Raw genomic sequence first — 21,818 nt, 5'->3', positions numbered from 1 at the left:
GTAGTCACCTCTCGGGGCGTCGGACGGCCGCGGTCACCCCGCCGGGGTGCCACCCCGCCGCAGTCGCCGCTCCGGATGCCTCCCCACTGGATGCCGCCCCGCCCGTGGTCCCCCTCCGGGACCGGAGTCCCTCAGGTCGGCACCACGTCGCAACGTCCGACGCCACACGCCGCGCAGGTCTGGCCGAACTCCCTGGTGAAGGGCGCCGCGGCACCCCTTTTCCCGCTCGCCGCCGTGACGTTCCGCGGGGTCTCCCGACCTTGTGAAGCGGATCACCCGGCCGCTTTTTTGGTTGAAGCTTAAATATTCTCGGGTACTGTCGTCCTTGCCAGCCGATCCCCACGGATCCACCGCACGTCCCGAGAAGGTTTCCCCCATGTCTCTTGTCCTTGACCCCGCCGCCCAGGACCTGCTGTTCCGCGAGGCCCGCACCGCGAACACGTTCACCGACGAGCCGGTGACCGACGAGCAGGTCCAGGCGATCTACGACCTGGTCAAGTACGGCCCGACCGCCTTCAACCAGTCGCCGCTGCGCATCACCCTGGTCCGCTCCGCCGAGGCCCGCGAGCGCCTGGTGCAGCACATGGCCGAGGGCAACCAGCCGAAGACCTCGACCGCCCCCCTCGTCGCGATCCTCTCCGCGGACAACGAGTTCCACGAGGAGCTTCCGACCCTCTTCCCGCACTTCCCGGCCGCCAAGGACGTCTTCTACTCGGAGCGCCCGGCCCGTGAGGGTGCCGCCGGCCTGAACGCCGCGCTGCAGGCCGCGTACTTCATCATCGGCGTCCGCGCCGCCGGTCTCGCCGCCGGCCCGATGACCGGCCTCGACTTCGCGGGCGTCCAGAAGGAGTTCCTGGACGACGACCACACCCCGCTGATGGTCGTCAACATCGGCAAGCCGGGCGACGACGCCTGGTTCCCGCGCTCCCCGCGCCTGGGCTTCGACGAGGTCGTCACGACCGTCTGATCGTCGACCACACCGTCACGACCGTCCGCGGACAGCTGCCCGTCACTACGACATCTTCAGCGCCCCGGCCATCTTCGCGAGCTGGGCGAACGTCGCCGTCCCGGTCACCACCGTCGTCGACCCCTTGCCCCGCAGCACGAGGGCGTCGTACTTGTCGCCCTTGTACCGCTGCCACGTCCGGTCGCCGATCCGCTCGGTGCCCTTCGTGGCCGCGGCACCCTGACTGGCCGCGTCGATGAAGACGGGCGCCCGCTGAGTGGACTGCTCGATAGCCACGTACTGACCTTCGGGGTCGCGGAAGCCCAGGTGCCAGGCGTCGAACTCGGCGCCGTCGTAGCGCACCGACGTCGCCTTCCACGTCCCGGGCAGCCCCTCGGGGGCCGCCACCGGATACGCCGCCGCGCGACGCGCCGTGAGCAGCTCGACACGGTAGTCGACGCGCTTGAGGGGAGGCTCGGAGTCGTCGTGCGGGATGAAGATGTAGATGACGCCCGCCATGATCCCGATCAGGCCCAGGGAGAGAAGCATGTCCCGGACCGTCTGCTTGCCTTTCGTACCTGCCACCCCCCTATCGTCGCAGGTGCCCTGGCCTGCTCATCCGTGGGGCCCCCTGCTCATTTTGTCGGCCTGGCGATAGAGTCGGGGCACACCCTCATCCGGCCGTCGTCGTATCAGAAAGGTGCGCTCCGATGACCGAGCATCATCTGCCGTCCGAACTCGAGGTGCCCTCCGAGGCCCCCGACCGTAATCTCGCCCTGGAACTCGTCCGGGTCACCGAGGCCGCCGCGATGGCCGCGGGCCGCTGGGTCGGCCGCGGCGACAAGATCGGCGCCGACGGCGCCGCCGTACGTGCCATGCGCACCCTCGTCTCCACCGTCTCGATGAACGGCGTCGTCGTCATCGGTGAAGGCGAGAAGGACGAGGCCCCGATGCTCTTCAACGGGGAGCGTGTCGGCGACGGCACCGGCCCCGAGTGCGACATCGCCGTCGACCCGATCGACGGAACCACACTGACCGCCAAGGGCATGACCAACGCGATCGCCGTACTGGCCGCCGCCGACCGCGGCACCATGTTCGACCCGTCCGCGGTCTTCTACATGGACAAGCTGGTCACCGGCCCGGAGGCCGCCGACTTCGTCGACATCAACGCACCCGTGTCGGTGAACATCCGCCGGGTCGCCAAGGCCAAGAAATCCACCCCCGAGGACGTCACGGTCGTCATCCTCGACCGGCCGCGCCACGAGGGGATCATCAAGGAGATCCGCGAGACCGGCGCCCGGATCAAACTGATCTCCGACGGTGACGTCGCGGGCTCGATCCTCGCGCTGCGCGAGGGAACGGGCATCGACCTGCTGCTCGGCATCGGCGGTACGCCCGAGGGCATCATCTCGGCCTGCGCCGTGAAGTGCCTGGGCGGCACCATCCAGGGCAAGCTGTGGCCCAAGGACGACGAGGAGCGGCAGCGCGCGCTCGACGCGGGCCACGACCTCGACCGTGTGCTGTTCACCGACGACCTGGTCTCCGGCGAGAACGTGTTCTTCGTCGCGACCGGCATCACCGACGGCGAACTGCTGCGCGGGGTGCGCTACCGCGCCGAGGTGGCGACGACCGAGTCGATCGTCATGCGCTCCAAGTCCGGCACGGTCCGGCAGATCACGTCCGAGCACCGGCTGAGCAAGCTGCGGGCGTACAGCGCGATCGACTTCGACCGCGCGAAGTAGCTCCGCGGACCGCGGGACCACCCCGTCGCCCGTGCCCGGGAGCCGCGGAGCACGGGCACATCGGGCGAGGTGCCCGCGGAGAACGTGCGGAGCGGTACATACCGGTACCGGAGCCGTACATACATACGGAGACCGGAGCCGTACATACGGAGAAGGGGCGCCCCCTGTGCGGAGGGGGCGCCCCTTTCCCGTGCGTTCCGGCTAACCGGCCGCTGCTATCGGGCCGCGCGCGGACTTCTTGAGCTCCAGGTCACGGCGGCGGCGCCGGGCCAGCACCACCCGGCGCTCGGCGGCGGTGAGGCCGCCCCACACTCCGTACGGCTCGGGTTGCAGCAGCGCGTGCTCACGGCACTCGACCATCACGGGACAGCGGGCGCAGACGCGCTTGGCCGCCTCCTCGCGGGACAGCCGGGACGCCGTGGGCTCCTTGGACGGCGCGAAGAACAGGCCGGCCTCGTCCCGCCGGCACACCGCCTCCGTGTGCCATGGGGCTTCCTGATCCCTGTCCCGCACTGGCGCCCGCTGGGCCGGAACGGCAGCTACCTGCAGGGACTGATGCGGCGGTTGCAGCACGGTCTACTCCTGACGACGGCTTCGCGAGCGTGCCGGGCACCGCGGGAACTCCCGCCGCGCCCTCCAAGAGACGATGCAGCAAGGCCTACCCGCTGTGCGCGCGCCTATGCACTGAGTTCCAAGAGCGGAGCCGGTCGTTCACGACGGAGCGCACGCGGCACCGGCCCGGTGCGCCCCGGACGCCGTCGGATTCACGGGCGTCAACGATCCAGGTGCTTGCGCAAACTCCGGTCCACCCGGTCCATCGCGCGGTCGAGGATGTCCGCGACCAGCTTGCCGCGCTTGGGCCGCGCCTCGACGTTGCCCAGGATCGCCAGGCCCTCGACGTAGATCACGGGCGCGTCGGGGTCGCCCGAATCCAGCGTGTCCGCCTCGAAGTTGCCGAGGACCCCGCCTCCGCTGCTGCGCAGTGACACGTTCTCCGGGACGCGGATCTCCACGTTGCCGAAGACCGAGATCGCCTTGATCGCGACCTGCTGGTACTCGAAGATCGCCTCGCTGAGGTCTATCTCGACGCTGCCGAAGACGGCGTACACATGAATACGACGGCCCGCGCGCCAGCGGCCCTTGCGCATCGCGGTGCTGAACACCGCCACCACGTTCTCGTCGGCCTCCGCCGGGATGGCGCCCAGCCGGGGGCGGTTGGGCGCGGTCGTGTACGCGGACGTCGCGCCGCCCGCGTGGGCGGCCGGCAGGTCCCGGACGAACTGGTCGAGCTCACCGACCGTCTTGGTGGCCAGCACCCCTTCGACCCGCTCGGCGTGCTCGTCGGCCGTGAGGCGCCCCTCGGCGAGGGCCTCGCGCAGGATGTCGGCGATCCGGTCGCGATCGGCGTCCGACGCACGCAGTTCGGCGTCGGCGGCACGGGTTTCGGTGCGCTTCTGAAGGTCCACGGCAGCAGCGTACCCAAACGCGATAGATCGCGACCAGGGGTGTGGATGAAGATGTGGACAGCGAACTGAGCCCTACCTCACAAGCTCACCGTCCGCACCAGGTTCTAGGCTGGTGGACGCCCGCCGACGGAGGCCGGCCTCCGCCGAGTGAGCGTGGTCGGGCTCCCGGCAAGGGTCCCGGCGCCCCGGAGGCGAACCGAGCCCCAAGAAATCAAGTGAGGAATGGGCGAAGATGCCTGAGTTCGCGTACACCGATCTGCTCCCCCAGGGAGAGGACACCACCCCGTACCGGCTGGTGACCTCCGAGGGTGTCTCCACCTTCGAGGCCGACGGGCGGACGTTCCTCAAGGTCGAGCCGGAGGCGCTGCGCAAGCTCGCCACGGAGGCCATCCACGACATCCAGCACTACCTGCGGCCCGCCCACCTGTCCCAGCTGCGCCGGATCATCGACGACCCCGAGGCGTCGGCCAACGACAAGTTCGTCGCCCTGGACCTCCTGAAGAACGCGAACATCGCGGCCGCGGGTGTCCTGCCCATGTGCCAGGACACCGGCACGGCGATCGTCATGGGCAAGCGCGGGCAGAACGTCCTCACCGAGGGCGGTGACGAGTCGGCCCTGAGCCGCGGCATCTACGACGCCTACAAGAACCTGAACCTGCGCTACTCGCAGATGGCTCCGCTCACCATGTGGGAGGAGAAGAACACGGGCTCGAACCTGCCGGCGCAGATCGAGCTGTACGCGACCGACGGCGGCGCCTACAAGTTCCTCTTCATGGCCAAGGGCGGCGGCTCCGCGAACAAGAGCTTCCTGTACCAGGAGACGAAGGCCGTCCTCAACGAGTCCTCCATGATGAAGTTCCTGGAGGAGAAGATCCGTTCGCTCGGCACGGCCGCGTGCCCGCCGTACCACCTGGCGATCGTCGTCGGCGGGACGAGTGCCGAGTACGCCCTGAAGACCGCGAAGTACGCCTCCGCGCACTACCTGGACGAGATCCCGGCCGAGGGCTCCGAGCTGGGCCACGGCTTCCGGGACAAGGACCTGGAGCAGAAGGTCTTCGAGCTGACGCAGCGGATCGGCATCGGAGCGCAGTTCGGCGGCAAGTACTTCTGCCACGACGTGCGGGTGGTCCGCCTCCCCCGGCACGGCGCGTCCTGCCCCGTGGCGATCGCGGTGTCGTGCTCCGCCGACCGCCAGGCCGTCGCGAAGATCACCGCCGAGGGCGTCTTCCTCGAGCAGCTGGAGACGGACCCGGCGCGCTTCCTGCCCGAGACGACCGACGAGCACCTCGACGAGTCGGGCGACGTCGTCCGGATCGACCTCAACCAGCCGATGGACGACATCCTCGCCGAACTGACCAAGTACCCGGTGAAGACCCGCCTCTCGCTCTCCGGCCCGCTGGTCGTGGCCCGTGACATCGCGCACGCCAAGATCAAGGAGCGGCTCGACGCGGGCGAGGAGATGCCGCAGTACCTGAAGGACCACCCGGTGTACTACGCCGGTCCCGCGAAGACGCCCGAGGGCTACGCGTCCGGCTCCTTCGGCCCGACGACGGCCGGCCGCATGGACTCCTACGTGGAGCAGTTCCAGGCGGCGGGCGGCTCCAAGGTGATGCTCGCGAAGGGCAACCGGTCCGCGCAGGTCACCCAGGCGTGCGACGCGCACGGCGGCTTCTACCTCGGCTCGATCGGCGGCCCCGCCGCCCGTCTCGCCCAGGACTGCATCAAGAAGGTCGAGGTCGTCGAGTACGAGGAGCTCGGCATGGAGGCCGTCTGGAAGATCGAGGTCGAGGACTTCCCGGCGTTCGTCGTGGTCGACGACAAGGGCAACGACTTCTTCCAGAACCCGGCCCCCGAACCGACGTTCACCCACATCCCGGTGCGGGGTCCCGGGATGGCGTAGCTCCCCAGGGGCGGCGGGGGACGAACATCGCCCCCCGCCGCCCCCTTCGGCACCCTCCCGGCGTCCCGGGCGGCCGTCCCGGGACGCCCTCGCCACGCCGTTCACGCACTCATCCGATGTCCCATTTCGTCCCAGGAACAGTGGGACGGCATCTTTGCGAGCTTTGCCGTGAACACTCCGCAATGACCGGATCACAGCCTGTGATCCGCGGGTCATCTCGGAGGGAAATAGCATGATGAGTCGCATGTTGCGCAACGGTCTCGTGGCCGCGGTCGCGGCTGTCGCCGTCTTCCCGGTGACGGCCGTCGCCTCCACCGCCCAGGCCGCGCACACTCCCGGCAGCCACCACGCCGCCCACCACGTCGTCCATCACGTACGGGGCCGTGTGACGACCCACCACACGCGGCTGCTCGTCCGCTCCGGGCCGGGCACGGCCTACCGGATCGTCGGCTCGCGTCGGGACGGACGACCGGTGGTCATCTCCTGCAAGAAGCGGGGGTCCGCCGTCCGGGGCAACCACCGCTGGTACCGCCTGGCCCACCACCGGGGGTACGTGTCCGCGCACTACGTCCGCACCGGCGGCGCCGTCCGCTGGTGCTGACGGGCGCGCCGGCGCCCGGCTCCTGAGTTCCGACGCCTCCTGACGGGGTGGGGGTCCGCCCCGTCAGGAGGTCCTACGAGTCGATCAGCCGACCACCCGACCACCCCACCGGTGCCGGAACCGCAGGTCAACTTCCTCTCATCATCCGGTTCGCATTCGGGCGACCCTGGTGTGCGCGGGCGCACGGAGAGGGAACGGATCAGGCGGCCACCCCGGCACGGCGAGGGAGCGAGATGGAGAGCCACGTGACGGTCAAGAGACAGCCGCTGCCCGACGCGCTGGACGACGCGGAACGACTCGACGACGAACATCTCCTGCTGGAGCGGCTGCGCGGCCTCAGGCGGCGGACGGGGCTGAGCCTGGCCGCGCTGGCCGCCGTCACCCCGTTCAGCAAGTCGACCTGGCACCGCTATCTGAACGGCGACCAGTTCCCGCCGCGCTCGGCGGTCGAGTCCCTCGGCCGGCTCGCGCAGACCGATCCCGGTCCCCTTCTCTCCCTGTGGGACGCCGTGTCCAGGACCCGGTGCGGGGCGGCCGGCCTGCCCGCGCAGGCCCCGCCCCCACGGGTTCCGTCCACACAGGGCCCGGCCCCGGACGCGCCGGTTCGGGGCCGGCGCGTCCGGCCGCCGAACCGGGCCGTCATCGCCCTCGCCGCGGTGGCGGCCGCCACCATGGCGGTCACCGCGGGCGCCGCCGAGGTCCTCGACACCGACCTCGCCCCGGCGCCCGCCGCAGCCGCCTCCTGCCGCGGTCACGGCTGCCAGGGGCAGTTCCCGACCTCCGAGACCTGCGGCCGTGACGCGCGCACGGAGAGCACGGTCGCGCGCGCGGGGGAGGTCGTGCTGCTGCGTTTCTCCGCGTCGTGCGCGACGGTCTGGGCCGAGGTCCGCACCCGGACCGGCGGTGCGCGGGAGATCTCGGTCCGGGCGGGGCGGGACGAACTGTCCGCCGCCTACCAGGGCGACCCGGCGGACGGCTACAGCAGTCCGATGCTGGCCGCGGCGAGCCCGCGCGGTGCGGAGGCCTGTGCCGAAGTGGCCGGGCGGTCCGCGTGCACCGCTCCCTTCGGCGCCGCACGGCACTGACTCCCGCCGGGAACGAGGGAGCCGCGGGAAACACGGCACCGGACGTCCGGGAACACGTGACACGTCCGCGATGCTGTCCCCACTGGAGGTGACCGGCAATGGCCGATGAACAGGCAGCAGCCCCGTACCGGATCGAGCACGACTCGATGGGTGAGGTCAGGGTGCCCGCGGACGCGAAGTGGCGGGCCCAGACCCAGCGGGCCGTGGAGAACTTCCCCATCTCGGGGCAGCGGCTCGAACGCGCGCACATCGAGGCGCTCGCACGGATCAAGGGGGCGGCGGCCAAGGTCAACGCCCGGCTCGGGGTGCTCGACAAGGACGTGGCCGAGGCGGTCCAGGAGGCCGCGGCCGAGGTGGCCGAGGGGCGCTGGGACGCGCACTTCCCGGTGGACGTCTTCCAGACGGGCTCCGGCACGTCCTCGAACATGAACACCAACGAGGTCATCGCCACGCTCGCCACCGAGCGGCTCGGCCGCGACGTCCACCCCAACGACCACGTGAACGCCTCGCAGTCGTCGAACGACGTCTTCCCGTCCTCGATCCACATCGCCGCCACCGCCGCGGTGACCCGGGACCTCGTCCCCGCGCTCGGCCACCTCGCCGCCGCCCTGGAGCGCAAGGCGGCTGAGTTCGCCGACGTCGTGAAGTCGGGGCGCACCCATCTCATGGACGCCACCCCCGTCACACTCGGACAGGAGTTCGGTGGCTACGCGGCCCAGGTGCGCTACGGGATCGAACGGCTGAACGCCTCGCTGCCCCGGCTGGCCGAACTGCCGCTGGGCGGGACGGCCGTGGGCACCGGGATCAACACGCCTCCCGGGTTCTCCGCCGCCGTGATCGCGGAGGTGGCACGGGACACCGGCCTGCCGCTCACCGAGGCCCGCGACCACTTCGAGGCCCAGGGCGCGCGGGACGGGATCGTCGAGACGAGCGGACAGCTGCGGACCATCGCGGTCGGGCTGACGAAGATCTCCAACGACCTGCGCTGGATGGCGTCCGGACCACGGACCGGCCTGGCCGAGATCAGCCTCCCCGACCTGCAGCCCGGTTCCTCGATCATGCCGGGCAAGGTCAATCCCGTCATTCCCGAGGCCGTGCTGATGGTCGCGGCCCAGGTGATGGGCAACGACGCGACGGTCGCGGTCGCCGGGGCCGCCGGCAACTTCGAGCTCAACGTGATGCTCCCGGTCATCGCGAAGAACGTCCTGGAGTCCGTCCGGCTGCTCACGAGTGTCTCCCGGCTGCTCGCCGACCGCACCGTCGACGGGATCGTCGCGCACCGCGAACGGGCCCGCGAGTACGCCGAGTCGTCGCCGTCCGTCGTGACACCGCTCAACAAGTACATCGGGTACGAGGAGGCCGCCAAGGTGGCCAAGAAGGCACTGGCGGAGCGCAGGACCATCCGCCAGGTCGTCCTCGACTCCGGGTACGTGGAGCGGGGCGACCTCACCCTGGAACAGCTGGACGAGGCCCTGGATGTCCTGCGGATGACGCATCCGTAACGCCGCCTCCGCACCGGCGAACGCCGGATGACACCTCCGTTACGTCCTGCGCGCCAAGGCGCGAACCGTGACGCGCACCGCAGCGTCGTATGCCTGGGGCACCTAATATCTGTTCATGGCAGAGGGCGGAGCGGTGAGACGAGTGACAACGGGTGGGTCGACGGCGTACTGGGCCCCCGGCAGTCACATCCTGTGGCGGTACCGGGAGAACGCCGGCGAGCGCGTCCACATCTGCCGCCCCGTGACCGTCGTACGGGACGACGCGGAACTGCTCGCGGTGTGGATGGCGCCCGGCACGGAGTGCGTCAAGCCCGTGCTCGCCGACGGCACCCCGGTGCACGGAGAACCGCTGGAGTCGCGCTACACCAAGGCTCGTTCGGTGCGCCGGGACCGCTGGTTCGGCACCGGGGTGCTGAAGCTGGCGCGGCCCGGCGAGCCCTGGTCGGTGTGGCTGTTCTGGGAACCGGGGTGGCGTTTCAAGAACTGGTACGTGAACCTGGAGGCCCCGCTGGCCCGTTGGGAGGGCGGCGTCGACTCCGAGGACCACTTCCTGGACATCTCCGTACACCCGGACCACAGTTGGTGCTGGCTCGACGAGGACGAGTTCGCACAGGCGCAGCGGGCCGGGCTGATGGACACCCGGCTGGCCACACAGGTGATGGAGGCGGGACTGCGCGCGGTGGAGGTGATCCGTGCCTGGGGCGCGCCGTTCGCGGACGGCTGGCAGCACTGGCGCCCGGATCCGTCGTGGCCGGTTCCCGCCCTGCCCGATGACTGGGACCGTACGCCCGCGCACGTGTCCTCATGAGACCCTTGATGCGCCCCCGTGGTACAACCGTAGGATCGTCCTCCGCAAGGGCGCACAGCAGCAACTACCGCGGCATGCGCTGGGCTTGACCATACGTCACCGAGGGGCGGCAGGACGTGAGCGAGGGGTACGAAGGCCACGGCGGTACGGTCGACGGACGGCCCGAGGGGTCGCACGGACCCACTGGGGCGACGGCGTTCCCGTCGGCACATGCCGGGCCCGGCTCGCACGACGCGCAGATTCCGTTCCTGGGACACACATTCCGGGTATCGGGGCTGCGGGACGAACTGCACGCACGGCGCGCAGCCCCGGACGGATGGATTCGACACGCGTGACGGAGCACCCCACCTCGCACGAGCGCCGCCAGAGCGGCGCCAGCCTCCACCCCGCGGACCCCGCGGGCGCTCGCACACCCGGAGGCGCTGCGCGCTCCGGGCGCCTTACCCGCGCAGCCCGCCCGCACGGGTGACGCCTCGGCCGGCTCGGCCGCGCCGTACGGCCAGCACGGGACGCCGGACCACCAGGCCTCCGCGAGCACCGACGCACCGTCGCCCTCCGGCACCGGCGCGCCGACACCGCCCGCCTCCCCGGGCCCCGAGCACTCCCAGCCGTCGGCCGCGGAGCCCGATCCGCACCGCCCGCGCCCCGCACCCGAGGGCATTCCGGCCCAGCCGGTCGACAAGGACCGGGCGCCCGGAAGCGGCGGCAAGGACCGGCGTACCGGGCAGGGGCTGCCGCACGCGGGCCCGATGCCGATGCGGCGCGACGGGGACCGGCTGCGTTTCGTGGGCGCGGCGACCCGGCGCATCGCGCGCGGCATCGACCTCGACGAGATCGTGATGGGTCTGTGCCGCGCCACCGTGCCGACCTTCTCGGACGCGATCCTCGTCTATCTGCGCGATCCGCTGCCGGTCGGTGACGAGCGGCCCACCGGGCCCCTCGTGCTGCGGCTGCGGCGCACCGACCGGATCCCGGAGGAGCGCGACACCGAGAACGGTTTCCTGCCCGCGCTGCGGCCCGAGCCCAGCGACCTGTCGGCGATGACGGCCGAGCTGTGCGAGGTGCGTCCCGGTGGTGCCCTCGCGGAGGTGCTGCGCGGCGTACGGCCCGTCTTCGCGGACGCGCCCGCCGCCCGGGCCGCGCTGCCCGAGCTGCTGGGCGACGAGCTGGCGGTGCCCAGCGGCCAGCGCGCGATCCTGGCTCCGCTGCGGGGGCGGCGCCGGGTGATCGGGGCCGCGCTCTTCGTGCGCCGTCCCGAGCGGATGGCCTTCGAGCCCGACGACCTGCTCGTCGCGGCCCAGCTCGCCACGCACAGCGCGCTCGGCATCGACAAGGCGGTGCTGTACGGCCGTGAGGCCTACATCGCCGACGAGCTGCAGCGCACCATGCTGCCCGAGACCCTGCCGCGGCCCACGGGCGTACGGCTCGCGTCCCGCTATCTGCCGGCCGCGGAGACCGCGCGTGTCGGCGGCGACTGGTACGACGCGATCCCGCTGCCGGGCAGCCGTGTCGCCCTGGTCGTCGGGGACGTCATGGGCCACTCGATGACCTCGGCCGCGATCATGGGCCAGCTGCGGACGACCGCGCAGACCCTCGCCGGGCTCGACCTGCCGCCGCAGGAGGTGCTGCACCACCTGGACGAACAGGCGCAGCGGCTGGGCACCGACCGCATGGCGACCTGTCTGTACGCCGTCTACGACCCGGTCGCGCACCGGATCACGATCGCCAACGCGGGCCATCCGCCACCGGTCCTGCTGCACCTGGGCGGCCGGGCCGAGGTACTGCGGGTGCCGCCGGGTGCCCCCATCGGGGTAGGAGGGGTGGACTTCGAGGCGGTCGAGCTGGACGCGCCCGCCGGGGCCACTCTGCTGCTCTACACGGACGGCCTGGTCGAGTCCCGGCTCAGGGACGTCTGGACCGGTATAGAACAGTTGCGCGAGAAGCTCGCCGCCACCGCGCAGCTGACCGGACCCGACCATCCGCCGCCCCTCGAAGCCCTGTGCGACGAGGTGCTCGACATGCTCGGTCCTGGTGACCGGGACGACGACATCGCGCTGCTCGCCGCCCGCTTCGACGGGATCGCGCCGAGCGACGTGGCGTACTGGTACCTGGAGCCGGAGGACGCGGCCCCGGGGCGGGCCCGGCGCCTCGCCCGCCGGGCGCTGTCCCGCTGGGGCATGGAGGACATGAGCGACTCCGTCGAGCTGCTGGTCAGCGAGGTCGTGACCAACGCCGTGCGCTACGCCTCGCGCCCCGTGACGCTGCGGCTGCTGCGGACGGACGTGCTGCGCTGTGAGGTCGGCGACGACGTGCCCCAGCTGCCGCGGCTGCGGCAGGCGCGCGCCACGGACGAGGGCGGTCGCGGCCTCTATCTGGTCAACAAACTGGCCAGGCGGTGGGGTGCGACCCGGCTGAGCACCGGAAAGGTGGTCTGGTTCGAGTTGAACCGGGGCTGACCGGGTACCCGCCCGGCCTCACCCCGGGGCGGCCCGTCGCCATACGGGTTCCGGAACCGGACCAGAGCTGGACCGTGTCCAGATGTTGCCGACATCCCGTCGGCGGAGTTGACTGCTGGGGTGGACGAAGCGACCTAAACACCCTCTTCTTCGACGGGAGGACGCTCGTGACGCAGGCACCCCAGAAGGTTCCGTACACCACGGACAACGTCGGAATTCCGGTGGAGAGCGACGAACACTCGCTGACCGTCGGTCCCGACGGCCCGATTCTGCTCCAGGACCACTACCTCATCGAGAAGATGGCCCAGTTCAACCGGGAGCGGGTCCCCGAGCGTGTGGTGCACGCCAAGGGCAGTGGCGCCTACGGATTCTTCGAAGTCACCAATGACGTCAGCCAGTTCACCAAGGCTGACCTGTTCCAGCCGGGCAAACGTACCGAGATGCTGGCCCGGTTCTCCACTGTCGCCGGCGAACAGGGTTCGCCCGACACCTGGCGCGACCCCCGCGGTTTCGCGCTGAAGTTCTACACCGAGCACGGCAACTACGACATGGTGGGCAACAACACGCCGGTCTTCTTCGTCCGTGACACGATCAAGTTCCAGGATTTCATCCGCTCGCAGAAGCGCAGCCCCGTGACCGGACTGCGCGACAACGACATGCAGTGGGACTTCTGGACCCTCTCCCCCGAGTCCGCGCACCAGGTGACGTGGCTGATGGGCGACCGGGGCGTCCCGAAGACCTACCGCCACATGAACGGGTACAGCTCGCACACCTACATGTGGATCAACGGTGCCGGTGAGCGGTTCTGGGTCAAGTACCACTTCAAGACCGACCAGGGCATCGAGTTCCTCACCCAGTCGGAGGCCGACGAGCTGGCCGGTACGGACGCGGACAAGCACCGCCGGGACCTTTTCGAGTCGATCCAGTCCGGGAACGCGCCGACCTGGAGCCTGAAGGTCCAGATCATGCCGTTCGAGGACGCGGCGGACTACCGCTTCAACCCCTTCGACCTGACCAAGGTCTGGCCGCACGCGGACTACCCGCTGATCGACGTCGGCCGCATGACGCTGGACAGGAATCCGGAGGACTACTTCATCCACATCGAGCAGGCGGCCTTCGAGCCGTCCAACCTGGTGCCGGGCATCGGTCCCTCGCCGGACAAGATGCTGCTGGGCCGGCTGTTCTCGTACCCGGACACCCACCGGTACCGGATCGGCCCGAACTACACGCAGCTGCCGCCGAACCGGCCGCACTCCCCGGTGAACTCGTACGCCAAGGACGGGCCGATGCGCTACGAGCCGTCGAACGCGGCCCGGCCGTACGCCCCCAACTCCTACGGCGGGCCCGCGGCCGACTTCTCCCGCTTCGGTGACCCGGCGAGCTGGCAGACCGCCGGTGAGCTGGTGCGCGAGGCGTACAAGCTGCACCGCGAGGACGACGACTGGGGTCAGGCGGGCACGATGGTCCGCCAGGTCCTCGACGCCGCGGCCCGCGACCGTCTCGTGTCGAACGTCAGCGGCCACCTGAAGGCCGGCGTGTCCCGCCCGGTCCTGGACCGCGCGGTGCAGTACTGGCGCAACGTCGACAAGGAGATCGGCGACCGGATCGCCAAGGAGGTCAACGGCGGCTGAGCGAGCCGCCTCCGGCGACGGGACGGCGGATCGCGGTCCCGTACGAGAGGGAGGGCGCCCGGTGGGTCACCGGGCGCCCTTCTCGTGAGCCGTGAGCCTGTCCGCCGTTATTGCTGCTGCTGGTTGTTCGGGTCGAACGGGCCCGTCGGGTTCTCGTCGGTCGGGGTTCCGCTCGGACTGACCGGGGCCGTCGTCGTCGGGGGGACCGGGGGCTCGGACGTCTTGGTCGGCGGGCTGCTGGTCGTCGGCGGCCGGGTCGTCGGCTTCTCGGTGGTCGGAGTCTCCGACGGCGTCTCGCTGGGCGTCTGGCTCGGCGTGTCGCTCGGGGTCGGCTCCATCGCCGCGCCCTGGGTGGTGTTCAGGTCGAAGGCGGTGACCCTGCCCATCGCGTTGAAGGTGTACGCGGCCCAGATCTGGGCGGGGAAGCCACCGCCGTTGACACGACCGCCGCCCGCGGCGCCCCTCAGCGACACCTGGGTGCCCTGCTTGACCGCCTTGCCGTTCGCGTCCTTGCGGTCCTTGGGCACCTCTCCGAAGAGGCCGACCGAGGTGACCAGGTTGGGCGTGTAGCCGGTGAACCAGGCCGACTTGTTGTTGTCGGACGTACCCGTCTTGCCCGCGACCTGCTGACCGTCGCGGTCGGACGCCTGCGCCACCGACACCTGGGCCGTACCGTCGTTGACGACGCCGGTGAGCACCGAGGTGACCGTGTCGGCCGCCTCGGAGCTGATGACCTGGTCGCCGACAGGGTTCGGGAACGTGACCGTACGGTCCTTGTGCTCGGCGGAGGCCACGACGGCCGGGGTGACCTTGCGTCCGTGGTTGTCGAGGGTCGCGTAGGCCCCCGCCATCTCCAGCGGACTCGCGCCCATGGAGCCGAGCGTCTGCGCGGGCACCGGCTGCAGCTTCTCCGTGTGCATCCCGAGATCGCCCGCGACCTTGAGGACCTTGTCCATGCCGACGTCGACGCCCATCTGCGCGAAGACGGAGTTGATGGACTTGTTCATCGCGGTCTGGACGGTGACGGGCCCGTAGCTCTGGTCGTCCTCGTTGGGCGGCGCGAACCCGATGGTGCTGCCCTTGACGGCACGACCGCTCGTGCCGTCGTACATCGTGTTCGCCGTGATGTCCTGGCCGTCCTGCGTCTTGGCCTGCTGCTCCAGGGCCGCGGCGAAGATGAGCGGCTTGAAGGTGGACGCGGGCTGGTAGTCCTGGCGGGTCGCGTTGTTGACGTAGTGCTTGAAGTAGTCCTCGCCGCCGTACATCGCGACGACCTTGCCCGTCTTGGGGTCGACGGACGCGGCGCCGGCCTCGACGTCACCGTCGACCCGCCGCTTCTTCCCGTCCAGTTTGCGGCTCAGCTTCGTCTTGACGGCGACTTCCAGCTGCGTCTGCTTCTTCTTGTCGATGTTGAGCGTGATCGTCCAGCCACCCGCGTCGACGATCGCCTTGGCGTCCTCGTAGTTCGCGGCGGAACCCTGCGCGACGAGCCGGTTGGCCAGCGCGCTGTTCGCCGCGTCCACGAGGTAGCCGGTCTGGCCCTGCATGCCGGGGACGCCCTTGGGGTCCTGCGGCACGGGGAACTTCATGGCCTGACGCTTGGCCGCGTCCAGCCACCCCTCCTCGACCATGTTGTCGAGGGTGTAGTTCCAGCGGGCCGTGACCAGCCGCTTGCCCGTGTCGGTAGCGACACCCCAGTCGTACTGGCTCGGGGCCTGGAGCAGCGAGGCGAGGTAGGCGCCCTGCTCGACCGTGAGGTCGCTCGCGTCCTTGCCGTAGTACGCCTGCGCCGCGGCCTGGATGCCGTACGAGTTACGGCCGTAGTAACTGGTGTTGATGTAACCCGCGAGGACGTCGTCCTTGGTCTGCTGACGGTCCACCTTCAGCGCGATGACCAGTTCCTTCAGCTTGCGCGTGACGGTCTGGTCCTGGGTCAGGTAGTAGTTCTTGACGTACTGCTGGGTGATCGTCGAGCCACCCTGCTTGCCCTTGCCCGACAGGGTGTTCAGCAGACCGCGGGCCGTGCCCCGCAGGTCGACGCCGGAGTCCTTGTAGAAGGACTTGTTCTCGGCGGCGACGAAGGTCAGCTGGACGGGCTTGGGCACCTTGTCCAGGCCCACGATCTCGCGGTTGACCTTGCCGGTACGGGCCAGGGTCGAACCGTCGGTGTACTTGTAGATGTTGCTCTGCTGCTGCGCGGCCGCGTTGCCCTGGGGTATGGACACGACCATGTAGAGCACGAGGAAGGCGCCCATGCCGAGCAGGCAGAAGCCCAGGAACGTGCCGAGGATCGTCTTCCAGTTCAGGATCCTGCGTATGCCGCTGCGGCGGGGCTTGGTCCCGGAGGAGCCCCCGGCCGCGGCGCGACGGCCACCGCGCTGCCGCGCTCGTCTCTCGTCCGCTCGTCCCATGGCTCCGTCCGCTCCGCTTCGGTCTCGGGTCGCGCTCTCTTGTACGCGTGTCCTGCCGGGTTCACTCACACGTCCGGTGCCGCGTTCGTTCTGGTGCCGCACACAGGTTCGTCGCTGAGGTCAGCTCAGCAAACTAACACCACGTGCTGGGACAAAGTCCCGCCGATCGGCACTTCCACGGACGTGACAATCAGCACGCAATGCGCATCAGCCCCACCAGAACCGACGTACGAAAGGAGTGGAAGGTTGCCGTGCGGGGTAAAGTGATATCACTTAGCTAGGCAAGCGCTATGCCATACGAGACGGGGGCCCACCATGTCCGCGCACGACTCCACGAACGATTCCGGCCACGGGTCCGTGCCCGTCGCCGACGTACCGGCGATACCCGCCCCACGGGTGCGGGAGTTCGCCGCGCACAGCATCGGCGGCGGGCTCGCCCTGCTGCTCGGACTGGTCGGACTGCTGCTCGGGGCCGCGCTGATCGTGGGCGCCACGACGGTCACCGCGGCCGGGGGCAAGGCCGCGCTGATCGTCGCGGGCATCCTGGTCGGCCTCGCCGCGTTCATCGCGATGTGCGGGCTGAACACGGTGGCACCGGGCGAGGCCCGGGTCGTCCAGCTCTTCGGGCGGTACCGGGGGACGATCCGTCAGGACGGCCTGCGCTGGGTGAACCCCTTCACCTCCCGCGTGAAGATCTCGACCCGGGTGCGCAACCACGAGACCGCGGTCCTCAAGGTCAATGACGCCTACGGCAACCCGATCGAGCTCGCCGCCGTCGTGGTCTGGCGGGTCGAGGACACCGCGCGGGCCAGCTTCGAGGTCGACGACTTCCTGGAGTTCGTCGCCACCCAGACCGAGGCGGCCGTCCGGCACATCGCGATCGAGTACCCCTACGACGCCCACGACGAGGAGGGGCTCTCGCTGCGCGGCAACGCCGAGGAGATCACCGAGAAGCTCGCCGTCGAACTGCGCGCGCGGGTGGACGCCGCCGGCGTCTCCATCATCGAGTCGCGCTTCACGCATCTCGCGTACGCTCCCGAGATCGCCTCCGCGATGCTCCAGCGCCAGCAGGCGGGGGCGGTCGTGGCGGCGCGGCGGCAGATCGTCGAAGGGGCGGTCGGGATGGTCGAGGCGGCGATCGCCCGGATCACCGAGCGGGACATCGTCGAGCTGGACTCGGAGCGGAAGGCGGCGATGGTGTCGAACCTGATGGTGGTGCTGTGCGGTGACCGGGCTCCGCAGCCGGTCCTGAACGCGGGGTCCCTGTACCAGTGACGGAGCCATCCGGTGGGGCCGGGCCCCGGCGGCGGCCGCAGCAGCAGCGCAAGCAGGTGCTGCTGCGGCTGGATCCGCTCGTGTACGAAGCGCTGGCCCGCTGGGCGGGTGACGAACTGCGTTCCGCCAACGCGCAGATCGAGTTTCTGCTGCGCAGGGCGCTGTCCGAGGCGGGGCGCCTGCCTGGTGGGGCGGGGCCGATCCCGCGCCGGGGGCGGCCGCCATCCCCCGACCAGCCGGACCCGTAGCCGCTCCCCGCCTTCCCTCGCCCCCGGAGCCCCCGGAGCCCCCGGAGCCCCCAGGGGCGAGGGAACCCGGTGACAGAACCGTGACAATGGCCCCTGACCTGGACACCATCGCTCCCTGCCATGACCTATGCGCAGCATGTATACGCACGGTGTATACCCCGTGTGTAGAGTGCTCCGCATGTCCATCGGTCACACCCTCCTGGGACTCCTGGAGTCCGGACCCCGCCACGGTTACGACCTCAAGCGGGCCTTCGACGAGAAGTTCGGTCACGACCGGCCGCTGCACTACGGCCAGGTCTACTCGACGATGTCGCGACTGCTGAAGAACGGCCTCGTGGAGGTCGACGGGATAGAGGCGGGCGGCGGCCCCGAACGCAAGCGGTACGCGATCACCGACGCCGGTGTCACCGACGTACAGCAGTGGCTCGCGACGCCCGAGAAGCCCGAGCCGTACCTCCAGTCGACCCTCTACACCAAGATCGTCCTCGCCCTCCTCACCCACCGCGACGCGGCCGACATCCTCGACACCCAGCGCTCGGAACACCTGCGCATGATGCGCATCCTCACCGACCGCAAGCGCCGGGGCGACCTCGCCGACCAGCTGATCTGCGACCACGCACTCTTCCACCTCGAGGCCGACCTGCGGTGGCTGGAACTCACCGCCGCCCGCCTCGACAAACTCCGCGAGGCGGTGACGACCCGATGACCCCTCCCCCCGGCTCCCTGCTGACCGCGTCGGAACTCCGTAAGAGCTACGGCCCCACCACCGCCCTGGACGGCGCCGAGTTCTCCATCCACCCCGGCGAGGTCGTCGCCGTGATGGGTCCCTCCGGCTCCGGCAAGTCCACCCTGCTGCACTGCCTCGCCGGCATCGTGCCGCCCGACTCCGGCTCGATCATGTACGCCGGACGCGAGATGGCCACCATGAACGACTCACAGCGCAGCGCCCTGCGCCGCAGCGAGTTCGGCTTCGTCTTCCAGTTCGGCCAGCTCGTACCCGAACTGACCTGCGTCGAGAACGTCGCCCTGCCGCTGCGCCTGAACGGCACCGGCCGCAAGGAGGCCGAACGCACCGCCCTGACCTGGATGGAACGCCTGGAGGTCGACGACCTCAAGTCCAAGCGGCCCGGCGAGGTCTCCGGCGGCCAGGGCCAGCGCGTGGCCGTGGCCCGCTCCCTGGTCACCAGCCCGCGCGTGCTGTTCGCGGACGAACCGACCGGCGCGCTCGACTCGCTCAACGGCGAGCGCGTGATGGAGCTGCTCACCGAGGCCGCCCGCTCCACCAACGCCGCCGTCGTCCTGGTCACGCACGAAGCGCGGGTGGCCGCCTACTCGGACCGCGAGATCGTCGTACGCGACGGCAAGTCCCGTGACATGGAGCGCGTCATATGAACGTGCGCCAATGGTCCAGGGACCTCGCCATGGGGGCCAGGTTCGCCTTCACCGGCGGGCGTGAGGGCTGGATGCGCGCGGTCCTCACAGCCGTCGGGGTCGGGCTCGGCGTGGCACTGCTGTTGCTCACCACGGCGATACCGAGTGCGCTCCAGGCACGCAGCGACCGCGAGAAGGCCCGTACGGACATCACGTTCAGCGATGTGGGCATCCCCAGGGCGTCCGACCGGACCCTGCTCGTCGCGGCCGTCGACGACACCTATCGCGACAAGGACATCCGCGGCCGCGAGGTGCAGCCCGAGGGGTCCCGGGCGCCGCTGCCGCCGGGGGTGAAGAAGAACCCGGCACCGGGGGAGATGGTGGTGTCCCCCGCACTGGCGGACCTGCTGAAGTCCGGTGACGGGAAACTGCTGCGCGAGCGGCTGCCGTACCGCACCATCGGAACCATCGGGGAGTCCGGTCTCGTCGGCGCGAACGAACTCGCCTTCTACGCGGGCGCCGACGGCCTCGCCCCGAGGATCGACGGCTCCCGGGTGACCCGTATCGACCACTTCGGGCAGCCCCTCGGACCGCCCGACCGCCTCGACCCGATACTCGTCCTGCTGATCATCGTCGTCTTCGTGGTGCTGCTGCTCCCGGTCGGTGTCTTCATCGCCGCCGCCGTACGCTTCGGCGGCGAGCGGCGCGACCGGCGGCTCGCGGCACTGCGCCTGGTCGGCTCCGACAGCCGGATGACGCGGCGGATCGCCGCGGGCGAGGCCCTCGCGGGCGCCGTCCTCGGGCTCGTCTTCGGCACGGTCTTCTTCCTGCTGGCCCGCCAACTGGCGGGATCCGTGCAGATCTTCGGCAAGAGCGTCTTCCCGAGCTATCTGAACCCCACGCCCGCACTGGCCGCCCTGGTCGCCGTCGCGGTGCCCGCGGCCGCGGTCCTCGTCACCCTGCTCGCGCTGCGTGGGGTCGTCATCGAGCCGCTCGGCGTGGTGCGTGCGGCCAAACCCGCACGGCGCCGGCTGTGGTGGCGGCTGCTGTTGCCGATCGCCGGACTCGCGATGCTCTACCCGATGATCGGCAAGGGCAACAGCAACGGGAACTTCAACCAGTACCTGGTGATCGGCGGCGTCCTGCTGCTCCTGATCGGGGTCACGGCGTTGCTGCCCTGGATCGTCGAAACGGTGGTCGCCCGGCTCGGATCCGGCTCGGTGTCCTGGCAACTCGCGATCCGCAGGCTCCAGTTGAGTACCGGTACGGCGGCCCGCATGGTCAACGGCATCGCGGTCGCGGTGGCCGGCGCCATCGCCCTGCAAATGCTGTTCGCCGGGGTCGAGGGCGACTACACCAAGAATTCGACGAACGACGTCCAGCGGGCTCAGATGCAGGTCCGTCTGCCGTACGACGTCCCGCTCGACCGGGCCCGCGAGCAGTACGCCCGGACCGCAGGCGTACGGCAGGTCGCCGCGATCGGATCCGGTTCGCTGGGTGACAAGAAGCGGGATCCGGGCACGACCACGTCCATGACCGTCGGCAACTGCGCCTCGCTGCGCGAGGTGGCCACGCTGCCGACGTGCCGCGACGGCGACGTCTTCCTGATCAAGGGCGCCGACGCCGACCCGGACGCGCTGAAGCTCGGCGAACCCGGCCGGACCCTCTACCTCGACCCCTCCTACGACCAGGGCTTCGTGGGCAGGCAGGTCGCCTGGACCGTGCCACAGGGCGTCAAGGTGGCCGGGGTCCGCGCGGACGCGACGAACGGTCTGACCGGCGGCATCCTGTTCACTCCGAGCGCCCTGCCCGCGCGGGGCACGGAGGCGGTCGAGGGCAACGTCTACCTGCAGATCGACCAGTCGGCGCCGGACGTCTACGACCTCGTCCGCAACACCACGGCGAAGCTCAGCCCGCTGGCCCACGCCTGGACATGGGCGTCGACCGAGCAGGACAACCGCTACACGTCCATCCGCACCGGCCTGTCCGTCGGCGCCACCTGCGTCCTGTTCCTGATCGGCGCGAGCCTGCTGATCTCCCAGCTGGAACAGCTGCGCGAGCGCAAGAAACTGCTCTCCGTCCTGGTCGCCTTCGGCACCCGGCGCCGCACACTGAGCCTGTCGGTGCTGTGGCAGACCGCGATCCCGATCGCGCTGGGTCTCGTGCTCGCGTCGGTGGTCGGCCTGACCCTGGGCGTGGTCCTGCAGAAGATGACGAGCGTCTCGGTGCGCGTGGACTGGTCGAGCCTGCTGTCGATGACCGGCATCGGTGCGGGGGTCGTCCTGCTGGTGACCGCGCTCAGCCTGCCACCGCTGCTGCGTCTCATGAGACCGGACGGCCTCCGAACGGAATAGCCGTACGGAACGGTCCCCGCCC

The 21,818-nt window shown here is 70.3% G+C and carries 17 protein-coding genes and 1 pseudogene; 14 read left to right on the top strand and 4 right to left on the bottom strand.

Annotated elements, in window-relative coordinates; all coding sequences use genetic code 11:
* Positions 1 to 376: 376 nt before the first annotated feature.
* A complete protein-coding gene (locus tag HEP85_RS25600; RefSeq protein WP_168530025.1) occupies positions 377 to 967 on the top strand; it encodes a malonic semialdehyde reductase in 591 nt (196 codons plus the stop codon).
* Positions 968 to 1,012: 45 nt separating this feature from the next.
* Here HEP85_RS25600 and HEP85_RS25595 read toward each other — a convergent pair whose 3' ends face one another.
* Positions 1,013 to 1,531: a DUF4245 domain-containing protein gene (locus tag HEP85_RS25595; RefSeq protein WP_168530024.1), complete on the bottom strand. Its 519-nt coding sequence runs from the start codon at positions 1,529 to 1,531 to the stop codon at positions 1,013 to 1,015.
* A 125-nt stretch (positions 1,532 to 1,656) separates the two neighbouring features.
* Here HEP85_RS25595 and glpX point away from each other — a divergent pair, with 125 nt between their 5' ends.
* Positions 1,657 to 2,688, top strand: coding sequence for a class II fructose-bisphosphatase (gene glpX, locus HEP85_RS25590; RefSeq protein WP_153288832.1), 1,032 nt, complete (start codon positions 1,657 to 1,659; stop codon positions 2,686 to 2,688).
* Positions 2,689 to 2,889: 201 nt separating this feature from the next.
* Here the strand turns inward: glpX and HEP85_RS25585 are convergent, their stop codons facing one another.
* A complete protein-coding gene (locus HEP85_RS25585; protein WP_168530023.1) occupies positions 2,890 to 3,261 on the bottom strand; it encodes a WhiB family transcriptional regulator in 372 nt (123 codons plus the stop codon).
* A gap of 200 nt (positions 3,262 to 3,461) precedes the next feature.
* A complete protein-coding gene (locus HEP85_RS25580) occupies positions 3,462 to 4,154 on the bottom strand; it encodes a DUF1707 domain-containing protein (RefSeq protein WP_168530022.1) in 693 nt (230 codons plus the stop codon).
* A 232-nt stretch (positions 4,155 to 4,386) separates the two neighbouring features.
* On the opposite strand from HEP85_RS25580, the gene HEP85_RS25575 reads away from it, so the two are divergent.
* The 7 genes and pseudogenes from HEP85_RS25575 (at position 4,387) to HEP85_RS25545 (ending at position 14,137) form a co-directional block, all read left to right on the top strand.
* The gene (locus HEP85_RS25575) at positions 4,387 to 6,054 is read left to right on the top strand and encodes a fumarate hydratase (RefSeq protein ID WP_168530021.1); all 1,668 of its coding nucleotides are present in this window, start codon (positions 4,387 to 4,389) and stop codon (positions 6,052 to 6,054) included.
* Positions 6,055 to 6,298: 244 nt separating this feature from the next.
* Complete coding sequence (locus tag HEP85_RS25570; protein ID WP_248002074.1) at positions 6,299 to 6,655, top strand: SH3 domain-containing protein; 357 nt, start codon at positions 6,299 to 6,301, stop codon at positions 6,653 to 6,655.
* A 245-nt stretch (positions 6,656 to 6,900) separates the two neighbouring features.
* Positions 6,901 to 7,740 carry a DUF2690 domain-containing protein gene (locus HEP85_RS25565; protein ID WP_329527294.1) on the top strand — a complete coding sequence of 280 codons (840 nt, stop codon included), beginning with the start codon at positions 6,901 to 6,903 and terminating at the stop codon, positions 7,738 to 7,740.
* 98 nt (positions 7,741 to 7,838) lie between these two features.
* On the top strand, positions 7,839 to 9,242 hold the full coding sequence (locus HEP85_RS25560) for an aspartate ammonia-lyase (protein WP_168530018.1): 1,404 nt from the start codon (positions 7,839 to 7,841) through the stop codon (positions 9,240 to 9,242).
* A gap of 115 nt (positions 9,243 to 9,357) precedes the next feature.
* Positions 9,358 to 10,050, top strand: coding sequence for a DUF402 domain-containing protein (locus HEP85_RS25555; protein ID WP_211118060.1), 693 nt, complete (start codon positions 9,358 to 9,360; stop codon positions 10,048 to 10,050).
* A 316-nt stretch (positions 10,051 to 10,366) separates the two neighbouring features.
* Positions 10,367 to 12,506 (top strand): annotated as a pseudogene (locus tag HEP85_RS25550) (SpoIIE family protein phosphatase).
* A 167-nt stretch (positions 12,507 to 12,673) separates the two neighbouring features.
* Entirely contained in the window at positions 12,674 to 14,137 is a 1,464-nt protein-coding gene (locus HEP85_RS25545; RefSeq protein ID WP_168530017.1) for a catalase, read from the top strand.
* A gap of 107 nt (positions 14,138 to 14,244) precedes the next feature.
* Here HEP85_RS25545 and HEP85_RS25540 read toward each other — a convergent pair whose 3' ends face one another.
* Positions 14,245 to 16,548: a transglycosylase domain-containing protein gene (locus tag HEP85_RS25540; RefSeq protein ID WP_168530016.1), complete on the bottom strand. Its 2,304-nt coding sequence runs from the start codon at positions 16,546 to 16,548 to the stop codon at positions 14,245 to 14,247.
* 315 nt (positions 16,549 to 16,863) lie between these two features.
* Here HEP85_RS25540 and HEP85_RS25535 point away from each other — a divergent pair, with 315 nt between their 5' ends.
* The 5 genes from HEP85_RS25535 (at position 16,864) to HEP85_RS25515 (ending at position 21,796) form a co-directional block, all read left to right on the top strand.
* Entirely contained in the window at positions 16,864 to 17,823 is a 960-nt protein-coding gene (locus HEP85_RS25535; protein WP_168530015.1) for an SPFH domain-containing protein, read from the top strand.
* The gene (locus tag HEP85_RS25530) at positions 17,820 to 18,071 is read left to right on the top strand and encodes a hypothetical protein (protein WP_369657833.1); all 252 of its coding nucleotides are present in this window, start codon (positions 17,820 to 17,822) and stop codon (positions 18,069 to 18,071) included. Before HEP85_RS25535 ends, HEP85_RS25530 begins: the two co-directional genes overlap by 4 nt.
* A gap of 178 nt (positions 18,072 to 18,249) precedes the next feature.
* Complete coding sequence (locus tag HEP85_RS25525) at positions 18,250 to 18,777, top strand: PadR family transcriptional regulator (protein ID WP_168530013.1); 528 nt, start codon at positions 18,250 to 18,252, stop codon at positions 18,775 to 18,777.
* Entirely contained in the window at positions 18,774 to 19,463 is a 690-nt protein-coding gene (locus HEP85_RS25520; RefSeq protein ID WP_168530012.1) for an ABC transporter ATP-binding protein, read from the top strand. The genes HEP85_RS25525 and HEP85_RS25520 overlap by 4 nt, the downstream gene beginning before the upstream one ends.
* Positions 19,460 to 21,796, top strand: coding sequence for an ABC transporter permease (locus HEP85_RS25515; RefSeq protein WP_168530011.1), 2,337 nt, complete (start codon positions 19,460 to 19,462; stop codon positions 21,794 to 21,796). The genes HEP85_RS25520 and HEP85_RS25515 overlap by 4 nt, the downstream gene beginning before the upstream one ends.
* Positions 21,797 to 21,818: the final 22 nt, after the last annotated feature.

The organism is Streptomyces sp. RPA4-2 (assembly GCF_012273515.2).
Taxonomy (GTDB): Bacteria; Actinomycetota; Actinomycetes; order Streptomycetales; family Streptomycetaceae; genus Streptomyces; species Streptomyces kaempferi.
The sequence above is the reverse complement of the archived record's forward strand: the minus strand, read 5'-3'. Positions and strand labels throughout refer to the sequence as shown.

Bases quoted from the DNA above. Each gene is read 5' to 3' on its own strand.
- HEP85_RS25600 (WP_168530025.1), top strand. From the start codon at position 377: ATGTCTCTTGTCCTTGACCCCGCCGCCCAGGACCTGCTGTTCCGCGAG.
- glpX (WP_153288832.1), top strand. From the start codon at position 1,657: ATGACCGAGCATCATCTGCCGTCCGAACTCGAGGTGCCCTCCGAGGCC.
- HEP85_RS25575 (WP_168530021.1), top strand. From the start codon at position 4,387: ATGCCTGAGTTCGCGTACACCGATCTGCTCCCCCAGGGAGAGGACACC.
- HEP85_RS25570 (WP_248002074.1), top strand. From the start codon at position 6,299: ATGTTGCGCAACGGTCTCGTGGCCGCGGTCGCGGCTGTCGCCGTCTTC.
- HEP85_RS25560 (WP_168530018.1), top strand. From the start codon at position 7,839: ATGGCCGATGAACAGGCAGCAGCCCCGTACCGGATCGAGCACGACTCG.
- HEP85_RS25555 (WP_211118060.1), top strand. From the start codon at position 9,358: ATGGCAGAGGGCGGAGCGGTGAGACGAGTGACAACGGGTGGGTCGACG.
- HEP85_RS25540 (WP_168530016.1), bottom strand. From the start codon at position 16,548: ATGGGACGAGCGGACGAGAGACGAGCGCGGCAGCGCGGTGGCCGTCGC.
- HEP85_RS25535 (WP_168530015.1), top strand. From the start codon at position 16,864: ATGTCCGCGCACGACTCCACGAACGATTCCGGCCACGGGTCCGTGCCC.
- HEP85_RS25525 (WP_168530013.1), top strand. From the start codon at position 18,250: ATGTCCATCGGTCACACCCTCCTGGGACTCCTGGAGTCCGGACCCCGC.
- HEP85_RS25520 (WP_168530012.1), top strand. From the start codon at position 18,774: ATGACCCCTCCCCCCGGCTCCCTGCTGACCGCGTCGGAACTCCGTAAG.
- HEP85_RS25515 (WP_168530011.1), top strand. From the start codon at position 19,460: ATGAACGTGCGCCAATGGTCCAGGGACCTCGCCATGGGGGCCAGGTTC.